The sequence below is a fragment of the Streptomyces sp. NPDC012835 genome (assembly GCF_042900885.1).
Classification (GTDB): domain Bacteria; phylum Actinomycetota; class Actinomycetes; order Streptomycetales; family Streptomycetaceae; genus Streptomyces.
The window spans coordinates 734398-748288 of record NZ_JBIBBW010000004.1; the positions used below are offsets into that span (position 1 = coordinate 734398).

Consider the following 13891-nt stretch of genomic DNA (forward strand, 5'->3'; position numbering starts at 1 on the left):
GGCACCTCAGCGGCTCGTCGCCCGACCGCTCAGTGGTCGTACTCCTCCAGCGGCGGGCAGGAGCAGACCAGATTGCGGTCGCCGAAGGCGCCGTCGATCCGGCGGACCGGCGGCCAGTACTTGTCCGCGGCGTGGACACCGGCCGGGAAGACCGCCTCGCCCCGGCTGTACGCGTGGTCCCACTCGCCCCCCAGCGCCGCCGCCGTGTGCGGGGCGTTGCGCAGCGGGTTGTCGTCGGCGGGCCACTCGCCCGAGGCGACCTTCTCGATCTCCGTACGAATGGCGATCATCGCCTCGCAGAAGCGGTCGATCTCGTTGAGGTCCTCGCTCTCCGTGGGCTCGATCATCAGCGTGCCCGCCACGGGGAACGACATCGTCGGCGCGTGGAACCCGTAGTCGATCAGCCGCTTGGCGATGTCGTCGACGCTGACTCCGCTGGCCTTGGACAGCGGCCGCAGATCCACGATGCACTCGTGGGCGACCAGCCCGTTCGGCCCGGTGTAGAGCACGGGGTAGTGCGGCTCCAGGCGCTTGGCGATGTAGTTGGCGGCCAGCACGGCGACCTGCGTCGCGCGCTTGAGGCCGTCGCCGCCCATCAGCCGTACGTACGCCCAGGAGATCGGCAGGATGCCGGCCGAGCCCCACGGCGCCGCCGAGATCGGCCCCACGCCCGTCGCGGGCCCGGCCGCGGGCTGGAGCGGGTGGTTGGGCAGGTACGGGGCGAGGTGGGCCCGCACCCCGACCGGGCCGACGCCGGGACCGCCGCCGCCGTGCGGGATGCAGAACGTCTTGTGCAGGTTCAGGTGCGAGACGTCCGAACCGAACCTGCCCGGCTTGGCCAGCCCCACCAGCGCGTTCAGGTTCGCGCCGTCCACGTACACCTGACCGCCCGCGTCGTGCACGGCCGCGCAGATGTCGCCGATGTGCTCCTCGAACACCCCGTGCGTGGACGGGTAGGTGACCATCAGGACGGCCAGCTCCGGGCCGTACTGATCGATCTTGGCGTGCAGATCCTCGACGTCGACGTCGCCGTCCTCACGGGTCTTCACGACGACGACCTTCATACCGGCCATCACCGCGCTCGCCGCGTTCGTCCCGTGCGCGGACGACGGGATGAGGCAGACGGTACGCCCGGTGTCACCGTTGGCCCGGTGGTAGGCGCGCACGGCGAGCAGACCGGCCAGCTCGCCCTGCGAACCGGCGTTGGGCTGGAGGGAGACCGCGTCGTAACCGGTGACCTCGGCGAGGCGCTCCTCCAGCTCGCGGATGAGCGTCAGATAGCCCTGCGCCTGCTCGGCCGGGGCGAAGGGGTGCAGCGCCCCGAACTCGGGCCAGGTCACCGGCTCCATCTCGGTCGTCGCGTTCAGCTTCATCGTGCAGGAGCCGAGCGGGATCATCCCGCGGTCCAGCGCGTAGTCGCGGTCGGCGAGCCGGCGCAGGTAGCGCAGCATCGCCGTCTCGGAGCGGTACTGGTGGAAGACGGGGTGCGTCAGATAGTCGTCGCCGCGCAGCAGCGCCGCCGGCAGGGCGTCGTCCGTGCTCCCGTCCAGCGCCTCGATGTCGCCCGAGACACCGAAGGCGCTCCAGACGGCGCCGAGTTGGGCGCGGCCCGTGGTCTCGTCGCAGGCCACGAGGACCCGGTCGGCGTCGACCTGGCGGAGGTTGACCCCGCCCTCACGGGCGGCGGCCACCACCTCGGCGGCGCGGCCGGGCACGACGGCAGTCAGCGTGTCGAAGTACGCCCCGTGCTCGATGGAGACCCCGCCCGCCCGCAGGCCCTCGGCCAGCAGCGTCGCGTAGCGGTGGGTGCGGCGGGCGATGGAGCGCAGCCCCTCGGGGCCGTGGTAGACCGCGTACATTCCGGCCATGACGGCGAGCAGCACCTGCGCGGTGCAGATGTTGCTGGTGGCCTTCTCGCGGCGGATGTGCTGCTCGCGGGTCTGGAGCGCCAGCCGGTACGCCTTGTTGCCGTCGGCGTCCACGGAGACCCCGACGAGCCGGCCCGGCAGGCTGCGGGCGAACTTCTCCCGTACGGCCATGAACCCGGCGTGCGGCCCGCCGAAGCCCATCGGCACCCCGAAGCGCTGGCTGGTGCCGACCGCGATGTCCGCGCCCAGCTCGCCGGGCGGCGTCAGCAGCGTCAGGGCGAGCAGGTCGGCGGCGACCGTGACGACCGCGCCCAGCGCGTGCGCCCGCTCGATCACGGCGCGGAGGTCCCGGACGGCCCCGGAGGCGCCCGGGTACTGGAGGAGGACACCGAAGACACCGCGCTCCGCGATCCCGTCGGGGATGCCCTCGCTCAGGTCCGCGACCACGACCTCCACCCCGGTCGGCTCGGCACGGGTCTCGATCACGGCGACGGTCTGCGGCAGCGTGTCGGCGTCCACCAGGAAGACGCCGCCCTTGACCTTCCCGACCCGCCGGGAGAGCGCCATCGCCTCGGCCGCCGCCGTGGACTCGTCCAGCAGGGAGGCGCCGGAGGTGGGCAGCCCGGTCAGCTCGGCCACCACGGTCTGGAAGTTGAGCAGGGCTTCGAGCCGGCCCTGCGAGATCTCCGGCTGGTAGGGCGTGTACGCCGTGTACCAGGCGGGGTTCTCCATGACATTGCGGAGGATCACCGGCGGCGTGAACGTGCCGTAGTAGCCGAGGCCGATCATCGGGGCGAGCACCTGGTTGCGCTCGGCGAGACCGCGCAGCTCGGCCAGCACCTCGGCCTCCGTGCGGGCCTCGGGCAGCCGCAGCGCCTCGGCGCTCCTGATCACGTCGGGCACGGCGGCGGCGGTCAGCTCGTCGAGCGAGCCGTAACCGACCTGCGCCAGCATCTTCGCCTGGGCACCCGCGTCGGGACCTATGTGGCGCTGCTCGAAGGGGGTGCCTCGCTCCAGCTGGGAGAGCGGAATGCGGTGGGCGTTCATTGCGGAGGGCCTCCTGGTCTGCCACGACCTACGAGGGGCACCAGGACGCGGGTGCCCGGACGGCCTCCCCCTCTGTCATCTCGACCTGAGAGCTTCACCGGTCCGCCGCGAGGCGGTCCGGCTTTCACCGTCGGTGAGAGCGGGTGCCGTCCGACACCGCCCTGCTTTCCAGAGTGACCTCGTCCGCGCGGTACGGGGGCCTGAGAGATTCCGGGGAGGATTTGCTCCTTCGGCGCCTCCGGTGGTCTCACCGGAGGACTCTCCCGCACGGGGTCAGCAGCCGTTCGCCAGCCTACCAGCGGGCTTCCCGGGGCGGCTTTCGAGTGGCCGCCGCCCGGGATCTGCACTTCTGTAGTCCTTACGAGCAGGTGTGACCAGTTGGAGGGACCGTGGAGACCGACATCGATCCGCGCAGCCTGATAGGGCGCAAGGCATTCGACCGGGACGGCAACAAGCTCGGCACGGTCGACGAGGTGTATCTGGACGACGCGACCGGCGTACCGGAGTGGGCGGCGGTGCGCACCGGCCTGTTCACCCGGGACGCGTTCGTCCCGCTCGGTCCCAGCACGCTGGCCGACAACGGGCTGCTGGTCCCGTTCGCGCGCGCCCTGATCAAGGACGCGCCCGACTTCGGCGTGGGCCGCCACCTCTCCCCCGACCAGGAACTCCAGCTGTACCACCACTACGGTCTCGCCCTCCCCGATCCCCAGCCGCCGGAGCGCCCCGCGTCCCTCTCCGACCGGGACTCGGAACGCGACTTCGGCCGGCTCGCCGGACAGGAGGACTGACCGGGTCCGCCGGGCACCGCGGGGCCTTCCGGCACGTCGGGATCCCGCGGCCCCGGCGGAGGGTCCGGCACCAGGGGCAGCGGCTCGGAGAGGGTCAGTTCGGGGTCGTCGATCCAGAACGTCCGCACCCGGCCGGGCGCGGACCCCGGTTCCTCGAACCGTACGGTCACCCTCCGCAGCCCGCTGCCCTGCACCCAGCCGGGCCCGAACGCGGTGTGGCGCACATCGTGTCCGGCGGGGAAGCGCCGCTCGGACAGCTCCGGGGGGCCCGCCAAAGGCCCTGCCACGGGCCCGCTCGCGGCCTCGGACGCCGACGGTGTCCCTCCGTCGCCCTCCGGGTCCTTCGGCGCCGTACCGGAGCTGTCAGCCGCCATGGCCGCGTCCGCCCGGTCCGCCAGGTCCCGGTCGGCCGCCGCCTGGGCGAACAGGTCCTCCTGCGTGAAGTCCGCGAGCCCCGTCACCCCCACCCCCAGCAGCCGCACCCCGCCGGTGGTGTCCACCGCCTCCAGCAGCCGCCCGGCGGCCTCGCGCACCACTCCCGGGTCGTCCGTGGGCCCGCGCAGCGTCTCCGAACGGGTCAGCGTGGAGAAGTCGTACCGCCGGACCTTCAGGACGACGGTGCGGCCCGAGTGCCCGGCCGCCCGCAGCCGTCCCACGCACCGCTCGGCGAGCCGGTCGACCTCGGCGCGCACCCGCACCCGGTCGTGCAGGTCGATGTCGAAGGTGTCCTCCACGGACACCGACTTGGTCTCGCGGTCGGAGACCACGGGCCGGTCGTCGTGCCCCCGGGCCATCCGGTACAGCGAGGCGCCGTGGGCCCTGCCCAGCAGCCGTACGAGTTCGTCCTCGCCCGCCTCCGCCAGATGGGCGACCGTCGTCATCCCGGCCCGGCGCAGGTGCTCCCCGGTCGCGGGGCCCACCCCCGGCAGGGTCCGTACGGACAGGGGCCCCAGCAGCGCCCGCTCCGTACCCGGCTCTATGAGGACCAGGCCGTCGGGCTTGGCCTGCTCCGAGCCGATCTTCGCCAGCATCTTGGAGCCGGCGAGCCCGACCGAGCCCGCCAGCCCGGTCGCCGCCCTGATGTCCCGGCGCAGCCGCTCACCGGCCGCCAGCGCCGAGGCGGTGTCATGGGCCGATCCGCCCGCCTCCAGGTCCACGAACGCCTCGTCCAGGCTCAGCGGCTCCACCAGCGGCGAGAGGGCCCCCAGCAGCCTCATGACCTGCTCGCTGACCTCGCGGTAGAGCGCAAAGCGCGGCACGAGATACGCGGCGTTCGGCGCGAGGCGTCTGGCCTGGGCCATCGGCATCGCCGAGTGCACCCCGAACCGTCTCGCCTCGTACGAGGCGGTCGAGACCACCCCGCGCGGGCCGAGACCGCCCACCACCACCGGTTTTCCGCGCAGACTCGGCTTCGCCGCCTGCTCGGCGGCGGCGTAGAAGGCATCCATGTCCAGATGCAGGATCGTCGGCGCGGATCTCACACCACCGATGCTGCCTCACGCCACTGACAACGGGCCGCTCATCGCCGCCGACGACGGCGTCAGACGGCCCGGTCACGGCGCCTGCGCGCCAGCTCGTCGGCCGGGTTGTTCCCGATCAGCGTCTCACCGGTGTCGATCCGCTCCCCGTGCAGCTGCGACAGCGCGGCCTCGACATCCCGCCAGACCACGCCCACGGCGATCCCGAAGACGCCCTGGCCCCCCTGGAGCAGGCTCACCACCTCGTCGGGCGAGGTGCACTCGTGGACGGTCGCGCCATCGCTCATGAGGGTCATCCGGTCCAGATCCTGAAAGCCTCTGGCCCGCAGATGCTGCACGGCGGCCCGGATGTTCTGCAAGGCCACCCCGGTGTCCAGGAACCGCTTCACGATCTTGAGGACGACCACGTCGCGGAAGCTGTAGAGCCGCTGCGTGCCCGATCCGTACGCCGGGCGCACACTCGGCTCCACCAGCCCCGTACGCGCCCAGTAGTCCAACTGGCGGTACGTGATGCCCGCCGCCGCGCACGCGGTCGGACCCCGGTAGCCGACCGCCTCCGCACCGGGGTCGGGCACGCTGCCGTGCAGCGGATACGGACCGCCCGCCGCCCTGCCGTCGCCGCTGCTTCTCACGCCGACCCTCCGTCCTTGACCTGCCCTGTCGAAGGTAGGCAGTCACCAGGGGTGCGTCAACGATCGCCACACTCGCCACGCCGAGTGATAATCACCCTGAGAGTGGTTTCCCGTGTCCCGTTACGGGGAAAGGCTGACCGAATGCCCGGACGGGGACCGGTGCGGCGCTCCGGTCGGTCACTGGCTGTTGGTCCCGAAGTCCTCCGGAGAGATCTGGTCGAGGAACTCGCGGAACTTCTCCACCTCGTCCTCCTGCTCGTCCGGGATGGCGATGCCGGCATCGTCCAGAACCCCGTCACTGCCGTAGATCGGCGTGCCCGTGCGCAGTGCCAGCGCTATGGCGTCCGACGGCCTGGCGCTCACCTCGACCCCGCTCGCGAAGACCAGCTCCGCGTAGAAGACCCCTTCGCGCAGGTCCGTGATCCGGACCTCGGTCAGCTCCTGGCCGACCGCTTCCAGCACGTCCTTGAAGAGATCATGGGTCAGCGGCCGGGCCGGGGCCATGCCCTGCTGAGCGAAGGCGATCGCGGTCGCCTCCCCCGGTCCGATCCAGATGGGGAGGTAGCGGTCGCCTCCCACTTCACGCAGGAGCACGATCGGTTGGTTGGAGGGCATTTCCACCCGGACACCCACAACGTCGAGCTCGTTCACACAGCAACCCTAGGACGTGCCCGGCAGGTTTGGGTAGTCGGACTCCCCCGTGATCAGTACCGGTGGTCCCCGAGGGCCGTGCGGAACAGGGCCTGATGCAGCCGTACGGAGAGCGTGGCCAGCTCCTTGGCGGTCGCCTCGGCATGGGCTCTGGTCTGCGGGTTACGGTGCCGGCGCAGCGGCGCCACCACCTGCTCGACCAGTCCCGCCTCGCGCTCGGCGGCCGCTTTCATCACGCGCAGATGCCGTGGCTCCAGACCGAAGCGTCCGAGATCCGAGACAAGTTTCGCCACGGTGACGGCCTCGGCGTCGTACCCGCCCTCCCGCAACGGGGTGATGAGTCCGTACGACTCCCACTCCTCCAGCGCGCTCTCGGAGACCTCGGCGGCGGCCAGCAGCTCGTCCCGGCCGATCCGCGCGACGGTCGGGTGCCCCGATTCGGCGTCCGGGACGCCCTCCAGCGGCCCGCGCTGCGGCGGGGGCAGCTGAACCCGCTCGCCCCGCGCCAGGGCGTCCAGATGCTCTCTGATGACCTTGAGCGGCAGATAGTGGTCCCGCTGCATGCGCAGGATCCGGGCCAGCCGCTCGACGTCGTCGGGGCTGAATTTGCGGTAGCCGGAGGGTGTTCTGCTCGGTTCGACGAGGCCCTCGGCGTCCAGGAAGCGGATCTTGGAGATCGAGACCTCGGGAAACTCGTCCCGCAGCCTGGCCAGCACCGCGCCGATGCTGATCAGAGGCTCGGCCGTGCGGGCGGTGCCGTGTCCGGCACCGCCCTTGGATGTTCGCAGCATGGACCTTCCCTGGTGAGGGTCACACGCCCCGCTGGCTCGCGTAGAAGACCATCCGGTACTTGCCGATCTGGACTTCGTCGCCGTTCGCCAGCAGGACCGAATCGGTCGGCTCACGATTGACGTACGTACCGTTCAGGCTGCCCACGTCCGAGCAGGTGAAGTGCCCGTCCGCGCCCCTGCGGAACTCCACGTGACGACGGGACACGGTCACGTCGTCAAGGAAGATGTCGCTCTCGGGGTGACGGCCGGCCGTCGTCAGATCGCCGTCCAGGAGGAAGCGGCTGCCCGAATTGGGACCGCGGCGCACCACCAGCAGCGCCGAGCCGGGCGGCAGGGCGTCGACGGCGGCCTGTGCCTCCGGGGACAGCGAGGGAAGCGACGTCTGTCCGGTCACTTCCGAGTCGTACGCCTCAAGACCCGAGATGGAGATCGTCGAGGTCGTCTCCGACGCGCGTTCCGCGGGGACCCCGCCCCGCAGCGGCGCACCGCAGTTGGAGCAGAACCGGCTCGCCTCGGCGTTCCGGTGCCCGCATCTCGTACAGACCGGCAAGCCCGCCATCGTGGGTTCCTCCTGCCGGGACTGCCCGCCGGGGGCAGATGACTCCCCGAAACCTATGCGTCCGGTACCGGCAGGGTCAACAGACGACGCGCCGTGACCAGGCGCCGGCTCGCCACCCACCTGGTCCCGGAAGAGCGGACGCTCACCGCTCGGTTCCTCACTCCCACCCTGGCGCGATGCACGATGGCGGTTGGAACCGCCGTCCTCGCGCGCGCTCTTGCCGAACAACTTCCCAAACAACTTCACGGGCGATTCCCCTTGACCGAAACAGACCCGCCCGTGGGGCAGGACGAACCCTGAATGAACACACCTGCCGACCCGGACATCTTGACAACGTCCGTATCCACCGGACAGTTTCCACCACACACCACGCTGATCGCGCGCCGACCCCCCGCAACCTCATGCCCGCGTCCGGCAACTGCCATGCACCGCTGCATCACCGTGCTGACGACCGAGCGTAGTCAGGACGCTTCGCCGGTCGCAAGGCATCCACGATGATCTTCTCAGCACGTGTCACCGTGGCTGTGGCCTGCTCCTTCTCCAATGTCTGGACCACCCCGCCGGGAATGTTGAGGGCGGGCTCCAGATCCTGCGGCTTGCCGATGACTTTGAAGCTGTACGGCGCGGTGACGGCCCTGCCGTCCACCTGGACGTCACCACCCGTACCGGAGAAGTATGTACGGGCGACGACACGGACCTCGTTGACCTGGATGGCCTCGGCGCCCGCGGCGCGCAGCTCCTGGAGCGCGTCGAGCAGCATGTCGGGCGAGACCGTGCCGCTCGGGTCCTCGACGGTCAGTGTGATCCCGGGCCCCTGCGCGGCTACCGTGCCCGCCAGGACGCCCAGCTGCTGTTCCTTCTCCCGCGTCTGCTTGCGGGCCTCCTCCGCCTGGTCCGAGCTGGTCTCCAGTTCGGTGCGCTGGTCGTCCAGGCGGGACTTCTCGTCCTCCAGCCGCTGCGTACGGTTGTCCAGCTCGTCCAGGATCCGTACCAAGTCCTCCTGGCGGGCCCCTCGCAGCGCGCTGTCGTCGTTGTTGGACCTGACCTGGATCGCGAGGCCCAGGCCGAGGACGAACAGCAGCAGGGCGACGACGAGCTGAGCCCGCGTCACCCGCGGCGGCCACAACCCGGCCGCCAACCGCTGGCGCCCGGTGAGCTGTTGGGGCTCACGCGGCGTGGCCGGGACTCTGGTGGCGCCTTGCGCGTCCGGCGGGACACCGTTCCGCGTCGCGTCGCCGGGGCCCGGCTCGCCCGGTGTCGGCCCGCCCGGCTGGTTCTCGTCGTTCATCGGCCTCACGCCCGGAACACGTGCCGGCGGATCGCGGCAGCGTTGGAGAAGATCCGGATGCCGAACACGACGACCACGCCGGTGGACAGCTGGGCACCGACGCCCAGCTTGTCGCCCAGGAAGACGATGAGCGCGGCGACGACCACGTTCGACAGGAAGGAGACGACGAACACCTTGTCGACGAAGATGCCGTCGAGCATGGCCCGCAGGCCCCCGAAGACCGCGTCGAGCGCGGCGACGACGGCGATGGGCAGGTAGGGCTCGACCACTGCCGGCACCTCGGGCCGGACCAACAGCCCGACCACGACTCCCACGACGAGGCCCAGTACGGCGATCACGTTGTGCCCTTCTCGGTGTCTGCCGCGCGCCGCCCGTTGCCTTTCGCGGGGGCGGCGTCCTTCGGCTCTGCTGTACGTACGATCAGGCTCGGCGCGGCGGGCAGCCGCACCTCCCCCTCTTCGGAGATCTTGGTGCGGATGCCGAAGTCATCCCGCAGGGAACGCAGATACAGACCGTCGACACCGGCTTGAAACGCCTTGCTCAGCTTCTTGCCGTCCCCCACCGCCAGCACGGTGTACGGCGGCACCAGGGGCCTGTTGTCGACCAGTATGGCGTCGCCGGCGGCCCTGATCGCCGACAGGGACGTCAGCCGCTGGTCGTTGATCGCGATCGCCTCGGCGCCGGACTCCCACAGTCCGTTGACGACCCGCTGCATGTCGCGGTCCCGGACCCGGCCGGTGTCGGAGAACCCACTGCTCTCGCGGGGTCCGCCGCCGCCCGAGGAGGCGTCCTTGGCATCGTCCACCACGAGCTTCACCCCGGGGCCCGCCACGGGGGTCGCGCCGGCCAGCAGCCCGACCAACTCCCCCTGGTCGCCGCCCTGGAACCGCAGCGCCGCGCGCTGCCGGTCACCGACCTCGCCACGCAGCTTCTCGACGGTCCGCTCCAGAGTGTCGGCCGTCGAGGTCTCCGCGTCGATGCGGTCGATGAGCTCCTCGCGCTCCTTGGCCACGACCGGGGCGGAGATCCGCGCCTGGGCCGCGCCGACGGTGACCACCAGAGCGGCCAGCACCAGTCCGGCCGCCAGGCCCAGCTTCGCCCTGAGGGTACGGGGCAGCCCGCCCTCCTCGGCGGCCCTGCGGGCCGACGCCTCGGCATACCCCTCGTCGAGGCTGTGGTTCATCACGTTGTTCAGCAGCGACATCGACGCGTCGGGGCGCGCGTGCGGAGAAACGGTGCTCCGATCGGGGGACTGCTGCGACATGCCGCACATCGTCGCACGTCGCGAAGGCTACCGCCGAATGGCCCCACCCGAGGCGCCGGGCGGTCCTTCAGGAACCGCCCGGCACCTCGGGGTGCCGGAGCCGCGAACCGCCTCAGTGCCCGGCGCTGTCCACGACGGACGACCACTCGTCGAGCAGCGCCTGGGCCGACGCGTCGTCCGGACCCTCGGCCCACAGATGGGTGACGGCCTCGGAGGGGTCGGGCAGCACCATCACCCAGCGCCCGTCGGCCTCGACCACCCGTACACCGTCGGTGGTGTCCACCTGACGGTCCCCGGCCGCTTCGACGACACTGCGCATCACAAGACCCTTGACGGCCCAGGGAGTGGCCAGATCCCGCCGCAGGACATGGGCGCGCGGAATGCGGGCGTCGATCTGGCTCAGGGTCAGCTGCGTACGCGCCACCAGCCCGATGAGCCGCACGAAGGCGGCCGTACCGTCCAGCACGCTGCTGAACTCCGGCACGATGAACGCTCCCCGGCCGTCTCCACCGAAGATCGTGGTCTCCTCGCGGCCCACCCGGGTCAGATCGTCGGGCGACGTCGTCGTCCATTCGACCTGCGTGCCGTGGTACGCGGCGACCTGCTCGGCGATCCTCGTCGTGGTCACCGGCAGCGCCACCCGCCCGCTGCGCCGCTCGGCGGCGACCAGATCGAGCAGCACCAGCAGCGCCCGGTCGTCCTCGATGATCCGGCCGCGCTCGTCCACGAGCGAGAGCCGCTCACCGACGGGGTCGAACCGGACGCCGAACGCGGCCCGCGCCGAGGCCACGATCTCGCCGAGCCTGACCAGCCCGGAGCGACGGGATTCGGCCGTTTCGGTCGGCCGGGACTCGTCGAGGCCGGGGTTGATGGTCAGCGCGTCGACACCGAGCCGGCCCAGCAGGCTGGGCAGGACGAGCCCGGCGCTGCCGTTGGACGCGTCGACCACGACCTTGAGGCCGGCCTCGGAGATGCCCGTCGTGTCGACGTTGCGGAGCAACGAGCCGGTGTACGAGTCGAAGACGCTGGACGGGAAGTGCAGATCCCCGATCTCGCCGGGGAACGCGCGACGGTACTCCTGGCGCGCGTACACCCGGTCCAGTTTGCGCTGGCCGGCCTGTGACAGGTCGGCGCCGCGTTCGTCGAAGAACATGATGTCGACGGAGTCCGGTACCCCGGGCGAGGTACGGATCATGATGCCGCCGGCGCTGCCCCTGGCGGTCTGCTGCCGGGCCACGGGCAGTGGCACGTTCTCCAGGTCCCGCACGTCGATGGCGCTGGACTGGAGCGAGGAGATCACGGCCCGCTTGAGGGCGCGCGCACCACGTGAGTGGTCACGCGCCGTGGTGACGGTGGATCCCTTCTTCAGCGTGGTGGCGTAGGCGCCCGCCAGCCGCACCGCGACCTCGGGTGTGATCTCGACGTTCAGGATGCCGGAGACACCTCGGGCGCCGAAGAGGTTCGCCTGCCCCCTGGACTCCCAGATCACCGAGGTGTTGACGAACGCGCCGGCCTCGATGGTCTTGAACGGGTAGACCCGCACATTCCCCTGGATGATCGATTCCTCACCGACGAGACATTCGTCGCCGATGACCGCGCCGTCCTCGATCCTGGCGGCCCGCATGATGTCGGTGTTCTTGCCGATCACGCAGCCGCGCAGATTGCAGTGCTGCCCGATGTACACGTTGTCGTGCACCACCGCCCGGTGCAGGAAGGCGCCGGTTTTGACGACGACGTTCGATCCGACGACGGTGTGTTCGCGGATTTCCGCGTCCGCCTCGACCTTCGCGTAGTCACCGATGTACAGCGGCCCCCGCAGCACGGCGTCGGGATGGACTTCGGCGCCCTCGGCCACCCAGACACCGGGAGAGATCTCGAAGCCGTCGATGTCGACGTCGACTTTGCCCTCCAGCACGTCGGCCTGGGCCTTGACGTAGCTCTCGTGTGTGCCGACGTCCTCCCAGTAGCCCTCGGCGATGTAGCCGAAGATGGGCTTGCCCTCCTTCATGAGCTGCGGGAAGACGTCGCCGGACCAGTCCACGGAGACATCGGCCTCGACGTAGTCGAAGACCTCGGGCTCCATCACGTAGATGCCGGTGTTGACGGTGTCCGAGAAGACCTGACCCCAGGTGGGCTTCTCCAGGAAGCGTTCGACCTTTCCTTGCTCGTCCACGATCGTGATACCGAATTCCAGTGGATTCGGCACCCGGGTCAGGCACACGGTGACCAGTGCGCCCTTCTCCTTGTGGAAGGCGATGAGGTCGGTCAGGTCGAAGTCGGTGAGGGCGTCACCGGAGATCACGAGGAAGGCGTCGTCCTTCAGCGCTTCCTCGGCGTTCTTGACGCTCCCTGCGGTACCGAGCGGCTTCTCCTCGTTGGCGTAGGTCAGCTCCATGCCGAGCTCTTCACCGTCGCCGAAATAGTTCTTGACGAGGGAGGCGAGGAATTGCACGGTTACGACGGTCTCATTGAGACCATGACGCTTGAGCAGCCGCAGCACATGCTCCATGATCGGCCGGTTCACGACCGGCAGGAGCGGCTTGGGCATGCTTGAGGTCATGGGGCGAAGTCGAGTGCCTTCGCCACCGGCCATCACGACGGCCTTCATGTCGGAAGCGTCCTCCTTGAAGAGACGGGCTCGCCGACTTCACCCGTCTGGGCCGCCCGGGTCGGAGGAACAGAGGCTCCTTGGTGGGTCAGGCGCGGGCCGACGCGACGCTGCGCGGCACCACTGTGACGAGCTCAATCGGCCAGGGTGTCCGCCTTGACGAGCCGGCGGACCTGGACCACATAGAGGACTCCTGCCCACCAATACAGACTTGTACCCCATCCTGCGAACGCCCATCCGAAAACTTCGGCGAGTGACGCAAGCCATCCACTTCTGTCACTGAGGAGCAGCAGTGGGAAGGCGTACATCAAGTTGAAGGTAGCCGCCTTTCCGAGGAAGTTCACCTGGGGCGGCGGATAACCGTGGCGGCGAAGGATGGCGACCATGACCAGAAGCATCAGTTCACGGGCCAAAAGGGCCGCCGTGAGCCAGAGCGGAAGGATCTCGCGCCAGGTGAGGCCAACCAGGGTGGAAAGGATGTACAGCCGGTCGGCGGCGGGGTCGAGGACCCGCCCCAGGCTGCTGATCTGGTTCCAGCGGCGGGCGAGCTTGCCGTCGAGATAGTCGCTGATTCCGCTCAACATCAGGACCAGCAGGGCCCACAGGTCGCTGTTGGGGCCGCCGAACTCAGGGCGAAGAATCAGCCACAGGAAGAGCGGAACGCCGACCAGGCGGGCCATGCTGAGGATGTTGGGGATGGTGAGTACCCGGTCCGTCTGAACGCGAGTCTCCTGGACCTCCACCCGGGGGCCTCCTGTGTAACGTGCCAACGATGCCTCCTGACCTTACCCTCAGCGCCGGCGGCCAGGGGGCTCAGGGGGTCCTGAACGCAGAAATGCCCCGCACCAGATACCTGGTGCGGGGCATTCCCACAATGATTGTTCGGCGGCGTCCTACTCTCCCACAGGGTCCCCCCT

The 13891-nt window shown here is 70.1% G+C and carries 12 protein-coding genes and 1 riboswitch; of the genes, 1 reads left to right on the forward strand and 11 read right to left on the reverse strand.

What is annotated here, in order from left to right:
• Positions 1-29: 29 nt before the first annotated feature.
• The gene (gene gcvP, locus ACFY6S_RS21345) at positions 30-2915 is read right to left on the reverse strand and encodes an aminomethyl-transferring glycine dehydrogenase (RefSeq protein WP_388829768.1); all 2886 of its coding nucleotides are present in this window, start codon (positions 2913-2915) and stop codon (positions 30-32) included.
• Positions 2916-3093: 178 nt separating this feature from the next.
• Positions 3094-3191: riboswitch (glycine riboswitch) on the reverse strand.
• 113 nt (positions 3192-3304) lie between these two features.
• On the opposite strand from gcvP, the gene ACFY6S_RS21350 reads away from it, so the two are divergent.
• On the forward strand, positions 3305-3703 hold the full coding sequence (locus ACFY6S_RS21350) for a PRC-barrel domain-containing protein (protein ID WP_388829765.1): 399 nt from the start codon (positions 3305-3307) through the stop codon (positions 3701-3703).
• On the opposite strand, the gene ACFY6S_RS21355 is transcribed toward ACFY6S_RS21350, so the two are convergent.
• The 10 genes from ACFY6S_RS21355 to ACFY6S_RS21400 all read right to left on the reverse strand — a co-directional run bounded on the left by ACFY6S_RS21355 (position 3598) and on the right by ACFY6S_RS21400 (position 13717).
• The gene (locus tag ACFY6S_RS21355) at positions 3598-5184 is read right to left on the reverse strand and encodes a DNA polymerase IV (protein ID WP_388829762.1); all 1587 of its coding nucleotides are present in this window, start codon (positions 5182-5184) and stop codon (positions 3598-3600) included. The genes ACFY6S_RS21350 and ACFY6S_RS21355 overlap by 106 nt on opposite strands.
• Before the next feature lie 59 nt (positions 5185-5243).
• Entirely contained in the window at positions 5244-5813 is a 570-nt protein-coding gene (locus ACFY6S_RS21360) for a MerR family transcriptional regulator (RefSeq protein ID WP_388829759.1), read from the reverse strand.
• Between the two features lie 177 nt (positions 5814-5990).
• A complete protein-coding gene (locus tag ACFY6S_RS21365; RefSeq protein ID WP_006123076.1) occupies positions 5991-6464 on the reverse strand; it encodes a bifunctional nuclease family protein in 474 nt (157 codons plus the stop codon).
• A 53-nt stretch (positions 6465-6517) separates the two neighbouring features.
• Positions 6518-7255: a MerR family transcriptional regulator gene (locus ACFY6S_RS21370; RefSeq protein WP_388829756.1), complete on the reverse strand. Its 738-nt coding sequence runs from the start codon at positions 7253-7255 to the stop codon at positions 6518-6520.
• A 19-nt stretch (positions 7256-7274) separates the two neighbouring features.
• Positions 7275-8180 (reverse strand): FHA domain-containing protein, encoded by a 906-nt coding sequence (locus ACFY6S_RS21375; RefSeq protein ID WP_388829753.1) that lies wholly within the window; start codon positions 8178-8180, stop codon positions 7275-7277.
• Positions 8181-8250: 70 nt separating this feature from the next.
• Positions 8251-9102: a DUF881 domain-containing protein gene (locus ACFY6S_RS21380; protein WP_388829750.1), complete on the reverse strand. Its 852-nt coding sequence runs from the start codon at positions 9100-9102 to the stop codon at positions 8251-8253.
• Between the two features lie 5 nt (positions 9103-9107).
• On the reverse strand, positions 9108-9440 hold the full coding sequence (locus tag ACFY6S_RS21385) for a small basic family protein (RefSeq protein WP_023543062.1): 333 nt from the start codon (positions 9438-9440) through the stop codon (positions 9108-9110).
• Positions 9437-10366 (reverse strand): DUF881 domain-containing protein, encoded by a 930-nt coding sequence (locus tag ACFY6S_RS21390; protein WP_388829747.1) that lies wholly within the window; start codon positions 10364-10366, stop codon positions 9437-9439. Before ACFY6S_RS21390 ends, ACFY6S_RS21385 begins: the two co-directional genes overlap by 4 nt.
• A gap of 112 nt (positions 10367-10478) precedes the next feature.
• Positions 10479-12974 (reverse strand): sugar phosphate nucleotidyltransferase, encoded by a 2496-nt coding sequence (locus tag ACFY6S_RS21395; RefSeq protein WP_388829744.1) that lies wholly within the window; start codon positions 12972-12974, stop codon positions 10479-10481.
• Positions 12975-13108: 134 nt separating this feature from the next.
• Positions 13109-13717 carry a CDP-alcohol phosphatidyltransferase family protein gene (locus ACFY6S_RS21400; RefSeq protein ID WP_388829741.1) on the reverse strand — a complete coding sequence of 203 codons (609 nt, stop codon included), beginning with the start codon at positions 13715-13717 and terminating at the stop codon, positions 13109-13111.
• Between the last annotated feature and the right edge of the window lie 174 nt (positions 13718-13891).